The sequence below is a fragment of the Modestobacter sp. L9-4 genome (genome assembly GCF_019112525.1).
Lineage (GTDB): Bacteria > Actinomycetota > Actinomycetes > Mycobacteriales > Geodermatophilaceae > Modestobacter.
In genome coordinates this window covers 83,372-102,568 of the sequence record NZ_CP077800.1, presented here as the reverse complement: position 1 = coordinate 102,568, position 19,197 = coordinate 83,372, and the positions used below count along the sequence as shown (strand labels likewise).

Genomic DNA, 19,197 nt, shown 5'->3' with positions numbered 1-19,197 from the left:
CGGCGCGCCCACCCGCTCCTCCGGCCGCCGCTGCTGCAGTTCGTCCCGTCGTCGGGGCGGCTGCGCTGCTCCCCTGGTCGGGGACGGCGGGTCGGCGTCGCGGCGCCCGTGTTGGGGATAACGGTGGACGACGGCGTGTCGGCGTCCGGCGCCGGGCACCTCGCCCGGCCGGCACACCGCCGTCCCAGCCGTGCCGGCGCCGGCACGGCGTGCGTCCCGCCGACGGGACCCGCCGCCGTGCCGCCGGTCCGGACGGGGGGCGACCGAGCGGTGCACGACCGGGCTGCCTAGGGTCGGCCCGGCCGCTCCCCCGCGATCAGCGCCCGGGAGCCCGCGACCCGAGGAGGACCCGGCATGGCCGGTCGACCGATCCCGCCCAACCCCTACGACTTCCTCCCCCAGGTGCCCTCGTTCCAGGTCACCAGCACCGACGTCACCGACGGCCAGGTGCTCCCCGCGCCGCACACCAGCGGTGCGATGGGCGTCCCCGGCGGTGAGGACCGCTCCCCGCAGCTGTCCTGGTCCGGCTTCCCCGAGGGCACGCGTGGCTTCGCGGTCACCGTGTACGACCCCGACGCCCCGACCACCAGCGGCTTCTGGCACTGGGCGGTGACCGGCATCCCGGTCTCGGTCACCGAGCTGCCCAGCGGCGCGTCCGAGGGCGGGCTGCCCGCCGGCGCCGTCCAGCTGCGCAACGACGCCGGGTTCGCGGGCTTCGTGGGCGCCGCCCCGCCGGCCGGGCACGGCCCGCACCGCTACTACGTGGTCGTGCACGCCCTGGACACCGACGACCTCGGTGTGCCGGCCGAGGCGACCCCGGCCTACCTGGGGTTCAACCTGTTCGGGCACACCCTGGCCCGGGCGACGATCGTGGCGACCTTCTCGGTCGACTGACCGTGTGCCGGCGGGGGTGGGTGCTCCCCTCCCCCGCCGGACCGTTCAGCCGGCGGGGCGCTCGGCGACGCAGCTGGTGGCGACCCGGGCGAAGCCGGCGCGCTCGTACACCCGGGCGACGTCGTCGTCTCCGGCGGAGAGGAACACCAGGTCCGCGGTCTGCCGGGCGTGCTCGACCAGCGCCGAGGTGACACCGGCACCCAGGCCACGGCCGCGGAAGCGCGGCAGTGTCGCCACGCCGACGACCTCGCTGATCTCGGTGCCGTCGACGTCGACCGGCTGGTGGGAGCCGATGGCGACCGGCTGGCCGTCCTCGACCGCGACCATCATCACCGTGCGCCCGGTGGCGACCCGCTCGCGCAGCACCTCGGTGGGCGGCAGGTGCTCCGGCCCCGGGTCGTCCAGGGCCACGTCGGGCACCCCGGTGCGCCGCTCGGCACCCGCGGGGACGGCGAGGGGCCCGGGTGAGGCGAAGGCGAGGGCGGCCAGCCGCTGGTAGAGCGCCAGTCTCGGGTCGTCGGCGCCGACGAGGTAGAGGCGCACCCCGGTGGGCAGCAGCACGCTCAGCGGGTCGTCGGCCACCAGCAGCGGCAGCTCGTCGACGGCCAGCCCGGCCGAGCGGGCGACGGTGGACAGGCCGCGGCAGCGGTCGCCCAGCCACTCCAGGGACGCCGGCAGCCCGGCACCCTCCTGCAGGGCGATCGCGGCCTGCACGTCGGCCAGGGTGACCTCGCCCTCGCGGCCGGCGCGGGGCCGGGCGGCGAAGGGCCACTCCACCGGGCCGATCGGCACCTCGAGGCTGCCGACGGTGCGCACGGTCGCCTCCGGCAGCGGGGCGAGCGCGAAGTAGCGCTCGATCCGGTCGAGGAGCCCGGGCGACGACACGTCGTGGACCCTAGCCGCCCCGGGCCGCCGGGCGGCCCGCCAGCCGCCCCGGGACCACCCGGTCGGGGGGCCCGGAGCGGGCAGACGGCACCATGGGCGCCGTGACGGCCGGAACGCGAGCGCAGGTCTCGCCCTTCACCGCCTTCGACCGTGAGTCGTGGCGGGCACTGGCGGCCGGGGGCGAACTGCCGCTGAGCAACGCCGACGTCCGGGCGATGGCCAGCTTCGGTGACCGCATCGACCTCGACGAGGTGGCCACGGTCTACCTCCCGCTGGCCCGGCTGCTGCACCTGCACGTCAGCGCCAGCCGGCGGCTGTGGGCCGAGCAGACCCGGTTCCTGGGCGCCCGCACCGAGAAGGTGCCGTTCGTGATCGGCGTGGCCGGCAGCGTCGCGGTCGGCAAGAGCACGACGTCCCGGGTGCTGCAGGCCCTGCTGGCCGCCGCACCGGACACCCCGCGGGTCGACCTGGTCACCACCGACGGCTTCCTGCTGCCCAACGCCGAGCTGGAGTCCCGCGGGCTGCTGGACCGCAAGGGCTTCCCGGAGAGCTACGACCGCCGCGCCCTGCTGCGCTTCCTGGCCGACGTGAAGTCCGGGCGGCCGGAGGTCAGCGCGCCGCTGTACTCCCACCAGTCCTACGACGTCCTGCCCGGTGAGCGGCAGGTGGTCGACCGCCCCGACGTGCTCGTGCTCGAGGGGCTCAACGTGCTGCAGGCCGGCGGCCGCTCCGACGGTCGGGTGCCGGAGGTGTTCCTCTCGGACTTCTTCGACTTCTCCGTCTACGTCGACGCCACCGAGGCCGACATCTCCCGCTGGTACGTCGAGCGCTTCCTCGCCCTGCGGCGCACCGCCTTCCAGGACACCAGCGCCTACTTCCACCGGTTCGCCGACCTCACCGACGAGGAGGCCACCACGACCGCCCTGGGCATCTGGCGGAGCGTCAACGAGCCCAACCTGCGCCGCAACATCGCCCCGACCCGTTCCCGGGCCAAGCTGGTGCTGCAGAAGTCCGCCGACCACTCCGTGCGGCGGGTCCTGCTCCGCAAGCTCTGAGAGGACCCCCTCGTCCCCCACCGCTCGCGAGCTCGCGGCGGGCCCCTACGAGGGGGCCGAGGCGCGGCGACCGGGACCGACGGGGCGCTGGGTGGGTCGATGCCGCACGACCGGGTAGGCCACCAGGAACGGGCAGAGGGTCCGGCACCTGGAGGAGAACCGATGAGCGCTGTCAGCGACCGTTTCATGGCCGCCCTGCACCACCTCGACGAGCACGCCGACACCGGGCCGATGGTGGAGCTCACCGCACCGGAGGCGGTGCTGCGCAAGCTGGACCGGCACCAGGAGGAGACCGGACCCGAGGGCGCCCGGGTCTTCTGGGACGACTACCGCTCGGTGTTCGCCACCATCAGCACCGAGTTCACCTCCACCCTGGACGGCGAGACCGGCTCGTCGCTGGAGTGGGTCTCGCGCAGCACCCTCGAGGACGGCGCCGAGCTGACCTACAGCGGGGTGACCGTCATCGACGTCGACGGCGAACAGGTCTCCGGCGTGCGCACCTACTACGACTCCGCGGCCTTCGTGCGCCCCACCCCGGCCTGACCGGCGGCGCATCGTCCGGCGGCCGGGTCGACCGGCCGCCGGACGGCGGGACTCAGGCCTGGGCGCCGACCACGTCGGCCGTCGTCCCCAGGTCGTCGGGGGCACCCTGCGCCCGGGTCGGCTCGGCGGCGACCGGCTGGTGCGGCACGTGCGGCTCCTCGAAGGCCTCCGGGGACGGGCACGAGCAGACCAGGTTGCGGTCGCCGTAGGCGCCGTCGATGCGCCGCACCGGCGCCAGGTAGCCCCGCCCGACCAGGCCGCGCACCGGGTAGACCGCGGTCTCCCGCGAGTAGGGCCGCTCCCAGGCACCGCTGAGCATCTTCAGCGTGTGCGGGGCGTTGCGCAGCGGGTTGTCGGTCGCGTCGTACTCGCCGCTGCCGACCTTGTCGATCTCGCCGCGGATGGCGATCATCGCCTCGACGAACCGGTCGAGCTCGGCCTTGTCCTCGCTCTCGGTCGGCTCCACCATCAGCGTGCCGGCGACCGGGAAGCTCATGGTCGGGGCGTGGAAGCCGAAGTCGATGAGCCGCTTGGCGATGTCGTCGTTGGTGACGCCGGTGGCCTTGGTCAGCGGCCGGATGTCCAGGATGCACTCGTGCGCCACCAGGCCCGAGGCGCCGGTGTAGAGCACCGGGTAGTACGGGCGCAGCCGCTCGGCGACGTAGTTGGCCGCCAGGATCGCGTGCTGGGTGGCCGACAGCAGGCCCTCGGGGCCCATCAGCCGCAGGTAGGCCCAGGAGATCGGCAGGATCCCGGCCGAGCCGAAGGGCGCACCGGAGATGACCGCGCCCGCCCCGCCGGTCTCCACCAGCGGGTGGCTGGGCAGGAAGGGCACAAGGTGCTCCCGGACGCCGATCGGGCCCACGCCGGGGCCGCCACCACCGTGCGGGATGCAGAAGGTCTTGTGCAGGTTCAGGTGGCTGACGTCGGAGCCGAACCGGCCGGGCCGGGCGAGCCCGACCAGGGCGTTGAGGTTGGCGCCGTCGACGTAGACCTGACCGCCGGCGTCGTGGACGGCGGCGCAGATCTCCTGCACCTCGACCTCGAAGACGCCGTGGGTCGAGGGGTAGGTGATCATGATCGCGGCCAGGCGCTCGGCGTGGGCGGCGACCTTGGCGCGCAGGTCGGCCAGGTCGACGTTGCCGGCCTCGTCGCAGGCCACGACGACCACCCGCATGCCGGCCATGACGGCGCTGGCGGCGTTGGTGCCGTGCGCCGAGGACGGGATCAGGCAGACGTCGCGGGCCTGGTCGCCCCGGCTGTGGTGGTAGGCCCGGATGGCCATCAGCCCGGCGAACTCGCCCTGGGAGCCGGCGTTGGGCTGCACGCTGACCGCGGCGTAGCCGGTGATCTCCGCGAGCCCCTCGCACAGCTCGGTGATCAGCTGGGAGTAACCGCGGGCCTGCTCGCTCGGGGCGAAGGGGTGCAGCCCGGCGAACTCCGGCCAGGTGATGGCGGCCATCTCGGTGGCGGCGTTGAGCTTCATCGTGCACGAGCCCAGCGGGATCATCGTGCGGTCGAGTGCGAGGTCCTTGTCGCTGAGCATGCGCAGGTAGCGCAGCATCGCCGTCTCCGAGCGGTGCTCGGCGAAGACCGGGTGGGTCAGGAACGGCGTGGCCCGGCGCAGCTGGGCCGGCAGGGCGTCCGCGCCACCCTCCTCCAGGGTGGAGAGGTCCGCGTCCACGCCGAAGGCCTCGGCCACGAGCGCCAGGACGGCGGGGGTCGTCGTCTCGTCGCAGGCGACCGCGACGGTGTCGGCGTCGACCAGCCGCAGGTTCACCCGGCGGGCCGCGGCGGCGGCGACCACCTCGGCGGCCCGGCCGGGCACGGAGACGGCGAGGGTGTCGAAGTACTCCTCGTGCACCAGCGGGACGCCGCCGGCATGCAGCCAGCCGGCCAGCGCCTGGGCGCTGCGGTGCACGCGGGCCGCGATCGCGGTCAGGCCCTCGGGGCCGTGGTAGACGGCGTAGGCGCCGGCGATGACGGCCAGCAGCACCTGCGCGGTGCAGATGTTGCTGGTGGCCTTCTCCCGGCGGATGTGCTGCTCGCGGGTCTGCAGGGCCAGCCGGTAGGCGACGTCGCCGTCGGCGTCGACCGACACCCCGACGAGCCGGCCGGGCAGCTGGCGGGCCAGCCCCTGGCGGACGGCGAGGTAGCCGGCGTGCGGGCCGCCGTAGCCCATCGGGACGCCGAAGCGCTGGGTGGTGCCGCAGGCGACGTCGGCGCCCCACTCCCCCGGCGCCTCGAGCAGGGTCAGCGCCAGCAGGTCCGCGGCGACCACGACGGCGGCACCGGCGGCGTGCGCGGCCTCGGCCAGCGCCCGGTGGTCGCGCACGGCGCCACTGGCACCGGGGAAGGCCAGCAGGACCCCGAAGGCACCGGCGGCGGGCAGGTCGGTGGGCCAGCCGGCGCACAGGTCGGCGACGTGCAGGCCGATGCCCAGCGGCTCGGCCCGGGTGCGCAGGACGGCGAGGGTCTGCGGCAGCGTGTCGGCGTCGACGACGAACACCGCGTCGGTCTTCGCGCGGCCGGCGCGGCGCACCAGCGTCATCGCCTCGGCGGCGGCGGTGGCCTCGTCGAGCATCGAGGCACCGGCCACGTCGAGGCCGGTGAGGTCGGCGACCATGGTCTGGAAGTTGATCAGCGCCTCGAGCCGGCCCTGGCTGATCTCGGGCTGGTAGGGCGTGTAGGCGGTGTACCAGGCCGGGTTCTCCAGGATGGTGCGCTGGATGACCGTCGGCGTCAGGGTGCCGTTGTAGCCCAGCCCGATCATCGAGGTGAAGACCTCGTTGGCCTCGGCCCGCTCGCGCAGCTGTGCCAGCACGGTGGCCTCGTCGGCGGCGGCGGGCAGGTCCAGCGGGCTGCGGTCGCGCACGCCCTCGGGGACGCTGGCGTCGGCGAGGGACTCCAGCGAGGCGTGGCCGACCACCTCGAGCATCGCCGCGGTCTGGGCGGGACGCGGACCGATGTGCCGGGCCGCGAACTCCCCCTGCGGGGACAGCGCCGACAGCGACGGGAGCGCTCCGGTCAGCGGCGGGGTGGTGCGGGGCTGAGTTCCGTCCAGTTCGGACGAACGGGCGACCATTGCTCCGACGCTACCAGCGCGCAACGACCCCGCCGGAGGGCCCGACGGGGTCGTGAGGTGGGGCACAGGGCGGCGATGGGATCGGTCCCATCCCGGGTGTCACCGGCAGCGGTCGACCCCGCGGCAGGGGCCTGCCGCGAGCCTGCGAGTGGTGGGACTCGGTCCCGTCCCGAGGTCCACCCCCAGCGTGCGAGAGGTGAGGAGGACCGGGTCCTCCGTCAGGCGGAGGCGGCCCGGCGGCGACGGCGCGCGGAGAGCTCGTCGTCGGCGTTGACCGGACCGCTGCCGTCGAGGCGCTCGGCCGGCAGCTCGGCGAGCTCACCGGACAGCTCGCGCAGCGCGCCGGAGACGGCGATGCCGAAGACGCCCTGGCCACCGGCCAGCAGGTCGACGACCTCCTCGGCGGAGGTGCACTCGTAGACCGTGGCACCGTCGGACAGGAGCGTGATGTTCGACAGCTCCTTGACCCCGCGGGTGCGCAGGTGGTCGACGGCCTTGCGGATGTTCTGCAGCGAGACCCCGGTGTCCAGGAGCCGCTTGACGACCTTGAGCACGAGGATGTCGCGGAAGGAGTAGAGCCGCTGCGTGCCCGAGCCGGTGGCGGTGCGCACCGAGGGGGCGACCAGGCCGGTGCGGGCCCAGTAGTCGAGCTGGCGGTAGGTGATGCCGGCGGCCGAGCACGCGGTCGGACCGCGGTAGCCGACGACGTCGGTGTCCATGTCGTCGTAGGAGAGAGCACCCACCGCTGCGTCGCTGAACAGCTGACCCTGCGAACCGTTGTCGTGGTCGCTCACGGGCACTCCTCGCTGGCGCTCGTCGGCCGCGTCCGCGACCCTGCTGTGCTCTCGTCCCGGCTCGCACACCGGCCCGGGTGGGCCGGGACGAGGTCCCGCACCGGCGCGGTGGCCGGCGCCGTTCCCCGCTCTCGCCGGGACGCCGCACGCGCGGAGGGCTCGTCGAGTTCCACGCGCGTGATTCGCTGACCGTAGGCCGGGGCCGCGGAGCGGTCAACCGCGGATGGCGGCGTGTCGGCCCACTCACCCCCTCCGGGGGAGGCCGTCGGCGCCCGTCCGGTGGCCCTGGGACGGGACGGACCCCCACCGGGCTCCCTCCGGGCCCTCGTCCCAGGAGTCCCGCCCACCTCGCCGGCCGGACCGCGCGTGGGGGTCCCGACTCCCCCACGGGCGGTCAGCTCCCACCGCAGGAGCCCACTGCCGAGCCTGTGAGGGGCGGGAGCACCGGTCGGACCCGTCGCCGAGCCTCACCCCGAGCGAGGAGCAGGGCACCGGTCCGGCCATCGCAGAGCTCACCCCGAGCGAGCGAGGAGCAGGGCACCGGTCAGGCCCGTCGCCGTGGGGCGACGGGGTCTGCCGTCAGGCTGGGCCGGAGCCGGCCTCGAAGTCCTCCGGGCTGATGTTGTCGAGGAACTCGCGGAACTTCTCGACCTCGTCCTCCTGCTCGTCGGGGATCTCGATCCCCACCTCGTCGAGCAGCGACTCGGCGCCGTAGATCGGGGCGCCGGTGCGGACGGCGAGGGCAACGGCGTCGGAGGGCCGAGCGCTGACGGTCCGCTCGTTGCCGAACAGCAGCTCGGCGATGTAGATGCCGTCGCGCATCTCGGTGATGTGCACGGCCTCCAGGCTGGCGCCCAGGGTGGTGACCACCTCGCGGAGCAGGTCGTGGGTCATCGGCCGGGCCGGCCGGACGCCCTGCTGCTCGTAGGCGATGGCGGCGGCCTCGACCGCGCCGATCCAGATCGGCAGGTACCGCTCGCCCTGGGTCTCCTTGAGCAGGAGGATGGGCTGGTTGCCGGGCAGCTCCACCCGGACGCCGACGACTCTGAGCTCCTGCACGTCTGGCTCCCCTCCGCTGCCTCCCCCCACCCACGACCGCCCTCCCGGGCCGCGCGGGCGGGGACGCCGGGCCACGTGTCCGCGGCTGTCCCTACCGGCGCAACGGTACGCCAGCCCTCAGCTGCCGAGGACCTCGCGCAGGCGCGCGTCCAGCAGTGCCGAGTGCAGCTGCGCCGAGAGCCGGGCCAGTTCCTGCAGCTGCTCGGTGGCGCGGCTGCGCCCCTCCTCCGAACGGGCCCGCAGCGCCGGGGTGACCACCTGCTCGAGCAGGGCGGCCTCCCGCTCCACGGCGGTGCGGTGCACGCGCAGGTGCCGCGGCTCGATGCCGTGCCGGGCCAGGCCGGCCACGGCCCGGGCCACCGGCAGCTCGGCGCCGCGGTGGCGGCCCTGCGCGTCGGTGGTGACGAACCCGAACTCGACGCAGTCGGCCAGCTGGCCGTCGGTCAGCCCGGCGGCGCGGGCGAACTCCTCCGCGGACAGCAGGGACGCGGCGGGGGCGTCGTCCCCGGGCGGGCCGGGGGTGGCGGCACCTCGGTCGAGGTCGTCGAGCTGGGCCTTGATGACCCGCAGGGGCAGGTACTGGTCGCGCTGGGCGGACAGCACGAAGCGCAGCCGGGCCACGTCGGCCAGGGAGAACTTCCGGTAGCCCGACGGCGTCCGCTGCGGGTGGACCAGCTGCTCGGACTCCAGGTAGCGGATCTTGCTGATCGTCACGTCCGGGAAGTCCCCCCGCAGCGCGGTGAGGACCTCCCCGATCGTGTGGCGGGGCGTGGTGTCGGTGTCCCGGTCCGCGCTGGCTCCGGGCTGGGGCACCGCCGTCACGACCGGCGTCCGGTCAGGTCCTGCTCCCCCGCGGGCCGGGCCACGACGGGCCCGGCCACGGCGCCGCAGCGCCCGGTGACGAGCCGCCCGGTCACGAGCCGGCCGGCTCGCCCGTCCGCGGCCCGGTCAGGTAGACCAGGCGGAACTTGCCGATCTGCACCTCGTCGCCACCAGCCAGGGAGGCGACGTCGACGGGCTCGCGGTTGACGTAGGTGCCGTTGAGGCTGCCCACGTCGTGCACGGTGAAGCCGCCGCCCTCGCGGTGGAACTCCACGTGCCGGCGGCTGACGGTGACGTCGTCGAGGAAGATGTCGCTGTCGGGGTGCCGGCCGGCGGTGGTGACCTCCTGGTCGAGGAGGAACCGGCTGCCGGCGTTCGGGCCGCGCTTGACGACCAGCAGGGCAGAGCCCGGCGGCAGCGACTCGACCGCACCGGCGTGCGCGTCGGCCGTCGACTCCGAGACCTCCGACTGCTCGCCGGAGTCCTCACCGCCGACCTTGGGGATGATGCTGGTCGACTCGCCGACCCGCTCCGGGCTCAGAGCCGAGCCGCACTGCGCGCAGAAGCGGCTGCCCTCGGGGTTCTGGTGGCCACATCGAGTGCAGAGCACGTGGGTCTCCTCCGGTGCAGACGGCACCGCCGCGGGCCTGGTGGTACGGCCGCGGTCGGCCGGCGGACGGCGGGCCGGCTGGCCCGTCGCAGGTCGGCCGCCGCAGGTTCACGGTCGGGCCGGGGGTCATGGGAACTCTGGCTGGCCGACCCCTGGAGGTCGACCACAGGTACAGGGTGGGGGTCGGCGGGCTCCGCGACGATCACGGGCCGACCCTCGCCGGAGATGATAGTGATCGTCGGGCGCCGTACCGGGACGGCGGGTGCCCGACTGGCCGTCGAGGGCACCCGGATCCCCGCACCGCCGCCCGCGTGGACGGCGGTGACCGGGGGTCAGCCCGCGTCGACGAGCGACTGGTAGGCGGCGGCGTCCAGCAGGTCCGCGGTCGGGTCACCGGCGGGACCGGTCACCTCGACCTCGACCAGCCAGCCGGCACCGTAGGGGTCGCTGTTGACCGTCTCGGGGGCGTCGGCCAGCGCGTCGTTCACCGCGGTGACGACCCCGGCCACCGGGGAGTAGACGTCGGAGACGGACTTGGTCGACTCGACCTCGCCGATCGGGTTGCCCGGGGCCACGTCGGCGCCGACCTCGGGCAGCTGCACGAAGACGATGTCGCCGAGGGCGTCCTGGGCGTGGTCGGTGATCCCGACCCGGACCACCGTCGCAGCACCCTCGGTGCCCTGGACCAGCGCCCACTCGTGCTGGTCGGTGTAACGGCGATCGTCCGGCGTGGCCATGCGGCATCTCCAAGGTCGGTGGTGGGTCAGGGGCTGGAACGGCCTCGGTGCAGGGTCCCGCCTCGCGCGGAGCGTGAGGTGGGGGGCACCGAGGTCCTTCGTCAGTTGCCGCCCGGGGCGGGCTCAGCGTATTGAGGCTCGTCCAGCGGCCGCAACGCGTCGACGACGACCTCGGCGGACTGGACGACCTCCATCGTGCCCTCGACGCGGCCGACCTTCGTGGCCACCCCGCCCGGGATGGCCAGGGCGGTGGCCATGTCCTGCGGCGAGCCGATGACCCGCACCGTGTACGGGGCCGACAGGGGCTGTCCGTCGATGGCGAGCGCGCCCGGGTCACCGGTGACGGCGCTGCTCACCCCGATCCGGACGTCGTCGATCTGCATCGTCTCCGCGCCAGCACCGCGCAGCTCCTGGACGGCGTTGAGCAGCACGTCGACGTCGATCTGGGCGGCGGGGTCCCGGATGGTGACCTCCAGGCCGGGACCGCGGGCGGGGAGCGTGCCGTTGAGGATGCCGAGGGTCTCCGCGCGCTGCTGGGCCTCCTGCAGGGCGGCCGCCGCGACGGTGTCGGAGTCGCCCAGGGAGTCCAGCGCCACCCGCTGGTCGGCGATCTCCTGGCGCAGCCGGTCCTCCTGGGCGGTGACGTCGTCCAGGATGCGGACGAGGTCCTCCTCGCGGGCGCCGGACAGCTGCTGGTCGGTGTCGGTGCTGCGCACCTGGACGGCGAAGGCGAAGCCGAGCAGCAGGGTGAGGACGCCGATCAGCGAGGCGGCGAGGGGGTCCCTCCGCCGCCGGGGCCGCGGCGGGGCCGCTCCCCCGCTCCCGGACGGCGGAGCGGGCGCCGGGTCCGCGTCCGGTGGCGGACCTGCGGCCGGGTCCGCGTCTGGCGGCGGGCCGGCGGCCGGGACGCCGTTCCCGGTGTGGTCCTCCTGGCCCGTCGGGTCCAGGACGTGCCCTGTCGTCGGCCCGGCCACGGCCGGGTCCTCCACCGGGGCACCGGCGCCGGGCTGCCCGGCGAGGGGCTGCCCGGTATGAGGCTGGTCGGGAGGGAGCTGGTCGGCGGGGTGCTCGTGCACCGGCGGCTCGGCGGGCAGGCCGGCGGCCGGCTGCTCGCCGGGGTGCAGCGGCCCGCTCATGCGCGGAACAGGTGCCGGCGGATGGCCGCGGCGTTGCCGAAGATGCGGATGCCGAGCACCACGACGACGGCGGTCGACAGCTGGGCGCCGACCCCGAGCTGGTCGCCGAGGAAGACGATCAGGGCCGCCACGACCACGTTGGACACGAACGACACCACGAACACCTTGGCGTCGAAGATCCGGTCGAAGCGGGCCCGCACGCCACCGAACACGGCGTCCAGGGCGGCCACGACGGCGATCGGCAGGTACGGCTGGAGCCACAGCGGGACGCTGGGGTCGATCAGCAGGCCGAGCACGACGCCGACCGCGAGTCCGAGGATCGGGATCACAGGTCAGCCTCCGTCGGTGGTCGGTGCGGGCGCGGCCGGTGCGGTCGCGGCCGGGGTGGACGGGGTCAGCGGCTGGGCGAAGCGCAGCTCGGCGCTGGTCCCGGCCGGCAGGTCAAGGTCGCCGACCCGGGCGAAGTCGAACACGAGACCGTAGTCGAGGGTCAGGTGGGCCAGGGTGTCCGCCTCGGGGCCGGCCAGGAACTCCCTCGCCAGGGCCTCGGAGTCGCCCACGGCCTCGATGTCGTAGGGCGGGGCGACCGGCCGGAAGTTGACCAGGATGGCGCCGCCGGCCTGCCGGATGGCGGTGGTGGCGCCGACCCGCTGGCCGTTGATGCTGATCGCCTCCGCGCCGGCGGCCCACAGCCCGTTCACCGCCAGCTGCACGTCGGCGTCCTGGACCAGCCCGGCCTGGTTCTGCTCGGTCGCGCCACCGACGGGGTCGCTGTCGGCCGGCGGCGGGGCGTCGTCGAGGGTGACCCGCAGTCCCGGGCCGGAGACCGCGACCACGGCGGTGCCCTGCTCGACCGCGGCCAGCCGGGTCAGCGCCTGCTGGCCGGTCGCGGAGGCCGCCAGGGCCTGGTCGCGGGTGCGGCCGACCTGGCCGGTGAGGTCCTCGAGCTGGGCGACCAGGTCGTCGGTGACGTCGGACTCCTCACGGATGTCGTCGCGCAGCGCCTCGCGGGTCTGCTCGCGGCCCTGGGCGCCGGCGGCGGCCTCGCGGTAGGTGACCGAGGCGAGCAGCCCGGCCAGCAGCAGGGTGAGGGCGACCAGCAGCTGGCCGCGGTGCCGCAGCACCCACGACGGGCGGGGGCCGGGGGTGGCCGGCCGGGCGGCGGCCGCGCGGGCGGTGGCCTCCCGGTCGGCGGCGGCGCGGGCGTAGGCCGGGTCGAGCGTCTCGGCCAGCACCTGGTCCAGCAGCGAGGCCCCCAGCGAGCGCTGCCGGCCCGGTGCCGGAGCGCTCACGCGGGGGCCCGGCGGCCGTCGGACAGCAGCCCGGCCGCCTGGACGACGTAGAACGCCCCGGCCAGGACGTAGAGGGCCGCTCCCCACACGGTGAGCGCGTAGGCGATGGGCCGGGCGATCTCGGCGGCGGTGCCGGTGCCGTCGGCCAGCAGGAGCAGCGGGAAGGCGTAGAGCAGCAGGAAGGTGGCTGCCTTGCCGAGGTAGTGCACCTGCAGCGGCGGCCAGCCCGCCCGGCGCAGCACCAGCAGGGTCACCCCGAGCACCAGCTCCCGGCCCAGCAGCACGAGCACGACCCACAGCGGGACGACGTCGCGCAGCACGAAGGCGACGAGGGTGGCGACGATGTAGAGCCGGTCGGCCGCCGGGTCCAGGAGCGCACCGAGCCGGCTGGACTGCCCGAGCGCGCGGGCGAGCGCCCCGTCGGCCCAGTCGGTCACCCCGGACAGGGCCAGCACCACGATCGCCCAGCCGTCGGCGTGCGGGCCCAGCAGCAGCCACAGGAACAGCGGCACGCCCAGCAGCCGGACGAACGAGAGCAGGTTGGGCAGCGTCAGCACCCGGTCGCTGAGGTCGTCTCGGCTCACCGCCGCCGCAGGCGCCACCGGGTGCCCGGCCCGTCCCGGGAGGTCGGCAGGCCGACCGTCCGCCCTCGTCATCGGATCCCCACCCTCGCCGTCGTCACCGCCGGTCAGGTTAGTGCCCGGCGGTGACGTGGTGGGCCACCCGGCCCGGCCGCGCGCGGCGGGGCCGTCCGCGCCTCCCCCGCTTGCCAGGTGCACCCGGCGGACCTAGCGTCCAGGTGGTTGAGCGGTTGACCAACCGCCCGGCCACACACCCCTGGTCCACCTCCTCGAGGAGACGCGCGTGCCCACCAAGATCGCAGTCATCTACTACTCGTCCACCGGCAACGTGCACCAGCTGGCCGCCGCCATCGCCGAGGGCGCCGCCTCCGCCGGTGCCGAGGTCCGGCTGCGCCGCGTCCCCGAGACCGCCCCGGCCGGGGCCATCGCCTCCAACCCGCTGTGGCAGGCGCACGTCGACGCCACCGCCGGCCAGGTCGAGGAGGCCACGCCGGCCGACATGGAGTGGGCCGACGGCTACGCCCTGGGCTCCCCCACCCGCTTCGGCACGCCGGCCGCGCAGATGAAGCAGTTCATCGACACCCTCGGCGGCCTGTGGTTCACCGGCAAGCTGGCCAACAAGGGCGCCACCGCCTTCACCAGCGCGCAGAACACCCACGGCGGCAACGAGTCGACGATCCTCACCTTCTTCAACATCTTCACGCACTTCGGCGCCGTCATCGTGCCGCCCGGCTACACCGACCCGCTGCTGTTCGCCGCCGGTGGCAACCCCTACGGCTCCTCCACCTCCTCCGGCGGCCAGTCGGCCACCGCGTCCGCGGAGGAGCTGGAGGCCGCCCGCTACCAGGGCCGCCGGCTCGCGGAGATGACCGCCAAGATCGTCGCCTGACCCCGCGCGGTGGTCCCCGCTACGCCGGGGACCACCGGAGCGAGGCCGCGCGGGGCCGTGGACGCCGGGCGGTCGCACCGCCGCGCCGTGCCGTGACCGGCCCGGCGCCGGCCCGGGCCCACAGCCCCGGCGGCTCAGCCCTGCGGCAGACGCTCCCGGGCCAGGTCGTTCAGCGACCCGCACGACACGCACCGCATCACCGGGGACGGCCCGGCTTTCGGGAGCCGGTCCAGCGCGAGGACGCCGTCGCACGCGCCGCACTGCAGCTGGTGACCGCGGTCCCTGCCCCGGGGCAGGCTGGTCAGGACCTGACGGTCGCCGGCTGAGGGGACCACCACGAGCCAGTGCTCGAACGCGCTGAGGGCAGTCATGGGCCCAGTCTCGTCGCGCGCCTCCCCCACCCGCCGGGCGGCACGGTGGCGCGGCGCGTCCCGACGTCGGCCGCGACCACCCGGGGACGCCGCGCGGCACCCCCGGGGACGCCGCGCAGCACCCCGGGGACGCCGCGCAGCACCCCGGGGACGTCGTCAGTCCTCGGTGGTCGCCCCGTCCCCGGTCGTGCCCCCGGTGGCCTCGGGGGCCCGGTCGCCGCGACCGGGGCCGTGGCCCGGGCCCCGGCTGTCGCTCTGGACCTGCTCGGTCACCCGCTGCGTGAGGTCGGCGAGCCGGGCGTCTGCCTGCTCCTGGGTCAGGTCGCCGTCCTGCACCGCGGCGGCGATGTCGGCCTTCGCGGCGGTCACCAGCGCGTCGACCACCGTGTCCACGGCCACGCCCCGCTGCGCGGCGACGTCGGCGAGGCTGGTGCCCTCGACGTCCAGGGCGGTGCGCAGGTCGTCCTCGCTGATGCCCAGGGCGGTGGCGGCCGCCGAGAGCTCCAGCCGGCCCCCACCGGGGCCGTGACCACCGGGGCCCCCGGGACCGTGCCCGCCGGGGCCGGGACCGCCGATGCCCGCGCCGTCCAGCGTGGTGGCGACCTCGTCGGCCTGCTCCTGCGTCAGCGACCCGTCGGACACCAGGCCGGACAGCGCCGTGGTGATCCGGTCCACCGCCGACCCGGTGGCGCCGGAGTCGGCCAGGGCGGGGACGGCCACGGCCAGTCCCCCCAGGGTCAGCACGCCCGCGGTCGTGGCGATGATGAGCTTGCTGCGCATGTGCACTCCTCGTCCGGAGGCCGGGTCGTCCCGGCCGGTGGGACGACGGTCCGGCGGCGACCTGTGCGCAGGCTGTCCGACGTCCCGCGCGCCGCTGTGGACGGCGGCGGCGCGCCGCCGGGCCGGACGCCGGGACCCGTCCCGGCGGTCACCGCGACCGGACCCCCGTGCCGTGCCGCGCACGCCTCTGGTCGTGGTGCGCCGCGGGGCCGGGTGCTCAGGCCGCGTCGGCGGCCAGTTCCACGGCCCGGGTGACGGGTGTCCGCAGCGGCCGGCCGTGACCGGGCAGGAGCAGGTCGGCGTCCAGGGCGGCCAGCGCGCCCAGCGCCCGCACCGCCCCGGCCCGGTCGTGGTCGAAGAACTCCGGGAGCAGCTGCGGCCCGACCCGGCGCACGGTGGGGTGCCCGGTGACCAGCGTGTCGCCGGTGAGCACGGCACCGGCGCCGGGCAGGAGGTAGGCGGTGTGCCCGACGGTGTGCCCGGGGGTCGCCACCGGCACCGGTGCGCCGGGCAGGTCCAGCGGCCCCGGCGCCGGGAAGGGCAGCGCCGGGACGGCGACCGACCGCAGGCCGCCGTGGGTGACGGCGCCGAGCGCCCAGCCGAGCACGCTCGGGCGCCACAGGTGGGGCAGCAGCATCCCCGGGGTCACCTGCTGCAGGAACTCCCGGCGGGCGTGCGGCACCTCCTCCGGGGAGCACCAGACCGGCACCCCGTGGACGGCGAGGGCGGTCGCGGCACCGATGTGGTCGGCGTGGGCGTGGGTGAGCAGCAGCGCCCGGACGTCGCCGGGCCGGTGGCCGAGGACCGCGATCGAGGCCAGCACCGCACCGGCGTCCCCGGGGTAGCCGGCGTCGACGAGGGTGAGGTCCCGACCGTCGCGCAGCAGGTACCAGTTGACCAGCCCGCCGTCGACGCGGAACACGTCGTCGGCCACCTCCTGGGGCACCACGCTGCCGCTGCTCACCACGCCGCTCCGCCGTCGGTGGTCACGGACGCCGGGTGGAGGTGGTGGTCGGGCGGCATGCCCCGACCCTGCCCGCGGGCCGGCGCCGCGGCATCCGTGCCAGCACGGGGATCAGCCCTCACCCCGCGCTGCCCGGCCGGTCCCGCGGCGGACGGTGCGCACGCGCGGCCGACGGCGTGAGCCCGAACTCGGCGCGGAAGGCGGTGGAGAACATCGAGTGGGTGCTGAACCCACTGGCCGAGGCGATGTCGGCGACGGTCACGTCGGCCCACTGGGCGCTGGTCAGCCGCGCGCGGGCCAGCTCCAGCCGCTGGGTGCGGATCAGGTCGCGGGCGGTGGTGCCCGCGGCCTGGAGCACCCCCTGGACGTGCCGCGCGGACCAGCCCAGGGCCCGCGCGACCTGCTGGACGTCGAGGTCGGGCTCGTGGGCGTGCGCGCGCACGTGGCCGCGGACGGCGTCGAGCACCGAGCTGTGCTGGGCCTCCGGGGCCCGGTCGGCGCCCCCGGCGGCCAGCGCGGCGAGGTCGAGCAGGCCGTCGCAGGAGGCGTCGAAGGCCTGCTGGTCGAGCGCGTCCCGCTCGCCGTGCAGGGACACCGCCAGCTGCCGCACCAGCGCACCGATGCCCCTGCTGGTGTCGATGACCGAGGCGGCGGCCTCCAGCCCCCGGTCGCGGGAGGTGACCTCGAGCTGGGGCACGACCAGAGCGAGGGACTCGAAGTCCGCGCCGTGCGACAGGCGCAGCGGCCGGTCGACGTCGCACAGCACGGCCGTCCCGGCCGACAGCGTCGCTGTGCTGCCGCCGGTGCCCACCACCGCCCTCCCGCGCAGCGGCACGAGCAGCTCGTAGGTGCCGCGGGGGTCGCGGCGGACGTGCCTCGAGCTGCGGGCGATGCGCTGGTCTCCCCCGCCGCACGAGGCGAGCCGGTACCGGTCGCTCTGCTGCGACACCAGCCGGCCGCGCCCGGGGCTCCCGGCCGCGGTGAGCAGGACGTCGTGGTCGCCGTGCAGCGCGGCGAACGCCTCGTCGAAGCCGTCGCGCGGCTGTTCCTCCACCCGGTACACGACGGGACCTACGCCGCAGCCCGGGCGGCGTGCGCCGCACCGACAGGCCACCGCGCCCGGTCGCAAGCCACGGCACCGCCCCGGCGACAGGCTCGGTGTGCCCGGCCGGGAGCCGGGTCCACCACGACGCGAGACAGAGGGACGACATGACGAACGAGATCGACCACCGAGGCCGGACCGCACTGGTGACCGGCGCCTCGTCGGGCATCGGCGCGGCCTTCGCCCGGACGCTGGCCGCACGCGGGAGCACCGTGGTGCTGGTCGCCCGGCGGGAGGCCGAGCTCACCCGGCTGGCCACCGAGCTGCACCGGGCGCACGGCGTGGCCACCCACGTGGTGGTCGCCGACCTCAGCGCACCGGACGCCGCCGAGCAGGTCGCCGCCGCCGTCGCCGACCTGGGCCTGGAGGTGGACGTGCTGGTCAACAACGCCGGCTTCTCCGCCTACGGTCCCTTCGTCGCCGCCGACCCGCGGCGCGACCGGGACATGATCACCGTCGGCACGACCGCCTACGTCGGCCTGACCCACCAGTTCCTGCCGGCGATGGTGGCCCGCGGCGACGGCGTGGTGGTGAACGTGTCCTCCGCGGGGGCGTTCCAGGCGCTGCCCTACCAGCTCGTCTACTCCGCGACGAAGGCGTTCGTGCAGGCCTTCACCGAGGGGCTGTGGGCGGAGAACCGCGGCTCCGGGGTCCGGATCACCGCCGTGTGCCCGGCCGCGGTCGACACCGAGTACTTCCAGGTGCTCGGCGGGCACGAGGAGGCCGCCTTCGGCCGCCCGATCAGCCCCGACCGGGTGGTGGAGGCCGCGCTGGACGCGGTGGACCGCGACCGCATGTACACGGTCGTCGGGCTGCGGTGGAAGGTGACCGTCTGGTCGCTGCGTCTGTTCACCCGCCGGCGCAACGCCCTGACCTACGAGCGGCTGAGCCGGCCCAGGGTGCGCGCCGCGGCGTGACCGTGCCCGCCGGGGCCCCGGCGCCCGCCCGTCCAGTCGCGTGCCGCGCGTCCGGCGGGCGGGGCTCATCGGGCCGTCGGGCACGAGTCGGCGACCCGGTCGACGAGCCGGTGCAGGTCCGCCGCCCCGAGGCGGAGGAAGCCCGAGGCGTACTGCGGTGCGACGACCAGGTCGCCGTCCCAGGCGAACCGGCCCTGCACGCTCTGCACGCGCTGGCGGACCCGGTGGTCGGTGAGGTCCCCGGCCAGGAGCGCGTACCAGGCGGCGTCCCGGCCGGCGGCGGTCCGGAACCGGTCGCGGCGGTCGGGCAGCGACTCGACCCGGTCCCGCACGAGCAGCTCGCCGTGGTCGACCACCTGGACGCCCAGCTGCCGCCGTCCGGTGCCGGTCGCGACGGTGACGAGCACCAGCCCGGGCTCGACGGCGGACCCGCGGACGTCGACGTCGCCCCCGGTCCCGGAGTCGCGGTCGGGGGTCAGGCCGGCCATCAGCGTCCGCACCTGCTCCACCACCGCCAGGCGCAGTCCGCCCGCCGGCCGGTCACCGCCGAAGGCGGTCGTCTCGAGCTCGCTGTCGGCGTGGCAGAACAGGGCTGTCTCCAGCACCCGGCGGGCCAGCTGACCGCGGCCGGCGTGCAGGTCGCCGGCCTCGACGTTCGGCATGGACCCGACGCTAGGTCGC

The 19,197-nt window shown here is 75.7% G+C and carries 20 protein-coding genes; 5 read left to right on the top strand and 15 right to left on the bottom strand.

The window, feature by feature from the left end; genetic code table 11:
* The first annotated feature begins 354 nt into the window (after window positions 1-354).
* Window positions 355-894, top strand: a complete 540-nt coding sequence (locus KUM42_RS00465) for a YbhB/YbcL family Raf kinase inhibitor-like protein (RefSeq protein ID WP_237494358.1) — start codon at window positions 355-357, stop codon at window positions 892-894.
* Between the two features lie 45 nt (window positions 895-939).
* Here KUM42_RS00465 and KUM42_RS00460 read toward each other — a convergent pair whose 3' ends face one another.
* Window positions 940-1,779, bottom strand: a complete 840-nt coding sequence (locus tag KUM42_RS00460; protein WP_237494357.1) for a GNAT family N-acetyltransferase — start codon at window positions 1,777-1,779, stop codon at window positions 940-942.
* Window positions 1,780-1,871: 92 nt separating this feature from the next.
* Here KUM42_RS00460 and coaA point away from each other — a divergent pair, with 92 nt between their 5' ends.
* Window positions 1,872-2,834 (top strand): type I pantothenate kinase, encoded by a 963-nt coding sequence (gene coaA / locus KUM42_RS00455; protein ID WP_237494356.1) that lies wholly within the window; start codon window positions 1,872-1,874, stop codon window positions 2,832-2,834.
* A gap of 162 nt (window positions 2,835-2,996) precedes the next feature.
* The gene (locus tag KUM42_RS00450) at window positions 2,997-3,377 is read left to right on the top strand and encodes a nuclear transport factor 2 family protein (protein WP_237494355.1); all 381 of its coding nucleotides are present in this window, start codon (window positions 2,997-2,999) and stop codon (window positions 3,375-3,377) included.
* Window positions 3,378-3,429: 52 nt separating this feature from the next.
* On the opposite strand, the gene gcvP is transcribed toward KUM42_RS00450, so the two are convergent.
* The 10 genes from gcvP to KUM42_RS00400 form a co-directional block, all read right to left on the bottom strand.
* The gene (gene gcvP, locus KUM42_RS00445) at window positions 3,430-6,462 is read right to left on the bottom strand and encodes an aminomethyl-transferring glycine dehydrogenase (protein ID WP_237494354.1); all 3,033 of its coding nucleotides are present in this window, start codon (window positions 6,460-6,462) and stop codon (window positions 3,430-3,432) included.
* A 218-nt stretch (window positions 6,463-6,680) separates the two neighbouring features.
* Complete coding sequence (locus KUM42_RS00440) at window positions 6,681-7,181, bottom strand: MerR family transcriptional regulator (protein ID WP_237496619.1); 501 nt, start codon at window positions 7,179-7,181, stop codon at window positions 6,681-6,683.
* Between the two features lie 654 nt (window positions 7,182-7,835).
* On the bottom strand, window positions 7,836-8,315 hold the full coding sequence (locus KUM42_RS00435) for a bifunctional nuclease family protein (protein WP_237494353.1): 480 nt from the start codon (window positions 8,313-8,315) through the stop codon (window positions 7,836-7,838).
* 117 nt (window positions 8,316-8,432) lie between these two features.
* Window positions 8,433-9,128: a MerR family transcriptional regulator gene (locus tag KUM42_RS00430; protein WP_237494352.1), complete on the bottom strand. Its 696-nt coding sequence runs from the start codon at window positions 9,126-9,128 to the stop codon at window positions 8,433-8,435.
* 100 nt (window positions 9,129-9,228) lie between these two features.
* Window positions 9,229-9,747 (bottom strand): FHA domain-containing protein, encoded by a 519-nt coding sequence (locus KUM42_RS00425; protein WP_237496618.1) that lies wholly within the window; start codon window positions 9,745-9,747, stop codon window positions 9,229-9,231.
* Window positions 9,748-10,079: 332 nt separating this feature from the next.
* A complete protein-coding gene (gene gcvH / locus KUM42_RS00420) occupies window positions 10,080-10,484 on the bottom strand; it encodes a glycine cleavage system protein GcvH (protein ID WP_237494351.1) in 405 nt (134 codons plus the stop codon).
* Window positions 10,485-10,585: 101 nt separating this feature from the next.
* Window positions 10,586-11,620, bottom strand: a complete 1,035-nt coding sequence (locus KUM42_RS00415) for a DUF881 domain-containing protein (RefSeq protein WP_237494350.1) — start codon at window positions 11,618-11,620, stop codon at window positions 10,586-10,588.
* On the bottom strand, window positions 11,617-11,949 hold the full coding sequence (locus KUM42_RS00410) for a small basic family protein (RefSeq protein WP_237494349.1): 333 nt from the start codon (window positions 11,947-11,949) through the stop codon (window positions 11,617-11,619). The genes KUM42_RS00415 and KUM42_RS00410 overlap by 4 nt, the downstream gene beginning before the upstream one ends.
* 3 nt (window positions 11,950-11,952) lie before the next feature.
* A complete protein-coding gene (locus KUM42_RS00405) occupies window positions 11,953-12,912 on the bottom strand; it encodes a DUF881 domain-containing protein (protein ID WP_237494348.1) in 960 nt (319 codons plus the stop codon).
* The gene (locus KUM42_RS00400; RefSeq protein WP_237494347.1) at window positions 12,909-13,496 is read right to left on the bottom strand and encodes a CDP-alcohol phosphatidyltransferase family protein; all 588 of its coding nucleotides are present in this window, start codon (window positions 13,494-13,496) and stop codon (window positions 12,909-12,911) included. The genes KUM42_RS00405 and KUM42_RS00400 overlap by 4 nt, the downstream gene beginning before the upstream one ends.
* 280 nt (window positions 13,497-13,776) lie before the next feature.
* On the opposite strand from KUM42_RS00400, the gene wrbA reads away from it, so the two are divergent.
* Window positions 13,777-14,382, top strand: a complete 606-nt coding sequence (wrbA, locus tag KUM42_RS00395; protein WP_237494346.1) for an NAD(P)H:quinone oxidoreductase — start codon at window positions 13,777-13,779, stop codon at window positions 14,380-14,382.
* A gap of 527 nt (window positions 14,383-14,909) precedes the next feature.
* Here wrbA and KUM42_RS00390 read toward each other — a convergent pair.
* From KUM42_RS00390 to KUM42_RS00380, 3 genes are all read right to left on the bottom strand, one after another.
* Window positions 14,910-15,533 (bottom strand): hypothetical protein, encoded by a 624-nt coding sequence (locus tag KUM42_RS00390; RefSeq protein WP_237494345.1) that lies wholly within the window; start codon window positions 15,531-15,533, stop codon window positions 14,910-14,912.
* A 217-nt stretch (window positions 15,534-15,750) separates the two neighbouring features.
* Window positions 15,751-16,497, bottom strand: coding sequence for an MBL fold metallo-hydrolase (locus KUM42_RS00385; protein ID WP_237494344.1), 747 nt, complete (start codon window positions 16,495-16,497; stop codon window positions 15,751-15,753).
* 118 nt (window positions 16,498-16,615) lie between these two features.
* A complete protein-coding gene (locus KUM42_RS00380) occupies window positions 16,616-17,560 on the bottom strand; it encodes an AraC family transcriptional regulator (protein ID WP_237494343.1) in 945 nt (314 codons plus the stop codon).
* A gap of 146 nt (window positions 17,561-17,706) precedes the next feature.
* On the opposite strand from KUM42_RS00380, the gene KUM42_RS00375 reads away from it, so the two are divergent.
* On the top strand, window positions 17,707-18,516 hold the full coding sequence (locus tag KUM42_RS00375; protein ID WP_237494342.1) for an SDR family oxidoreductase: 810 nt from the start codon (window positions 17,707-17,709) through the stop codon (window positions 18,514-18,516).
* 65 nt (window positions 18,517-18,581) lie between these two features.
* Here KUM42_RS00375 and KUM42_RS00370 read toward each other — a convergent pair whose 3' ends face one another.
* Complete coding sequence (locus KUM42_RS00370) at window positions 18,582-19,178, bottom strand: hypothetical protein (RefSeq protein ID WP_237494341.1); 597 nt, start codon at window positions 19,176-19,178, stop codon at window positions 18,582-18,584.
* Window positions 19,179-19,197: the final 19 nt, after the last annotated feature.

What these genes read in the sequence shown, in the direction of transcription:
- KUM42_RS00375 (WP_237494342.1), top strand. Translation starts at nt 17,707, where the DNA reads ATGACGAACGAGATCGACCACCGAGGCCGGACCGCACTGGTGACCGGC.
- KUM42_RS00440 (WP_237496619.1), bottom strand. Translation starts at nt 7,181, where the DNA reads ATGGACACCGACGTCGTCGGCTACCGCGGTCCGACCGCGTGCTCGGCC.
- gcvH (WP_237494351.1), bottom strand. Translation starts at nt 10,484, where the DNA reads ATGGCCACGCCGGACGATCGCCGTTACACCGACCAGCACGAGTGGGCG.
- KUM42_RS00415 (WP_237494350.1), bottom strand. Translation starts at nt 11,620, where the DNA reads ATGAGCGGGCCGCTGCACCCCGGCGAGCAGCCGGCCGCCGGCCTGCCC.
- KUM42_RS00370 (WP_237494341.1), bottom strand. Translation starts at nt 19,178, where the DNA reads ATGCCGAACGTCGAGGCCGGCGACCTGCACGCCGGCCGCGGTCAGCTG.
- KUM42_RS00465 (WP_237494358.1), top strand. Translation starts at nt 355, where the DNA reads ATGGCCGGTCGACCGATCCCGCCCAACCCCTACGACTTCCTCCCCCAG.
- coaA (WP_237494356.1), top strand. Translation starts at nt 1,872, where the DNA reads ATGGGCGCCGTGACGGCCGGAACGCGAGCGCAGGTCTCGCCCTTCACC.
- KUM42_RS00450 (WP_237494355.1), top strand. Translation starts at nt 2,997, where the DNA reads ATGAGCGCTGTCAGCGACCGTTTCATGGCCGCCCTGCACCACCTCGAC.
- KUM42_RS00390 (WP_237494345.1), bottom strand. Translation starts at nt 15,533, where the DNA reads ATGCGCAGCAAGCTCATCATCGCCACGACCGCGGGCGTGCTGACCCTG.
- gcvP (WP_237494354.1), bottom strand. Translation starts at nt 6,462, where the DNA reads ATGGTCGCCCGTTCGTCCGAACTGGACGGAACTCAGCCCCGCACCACC.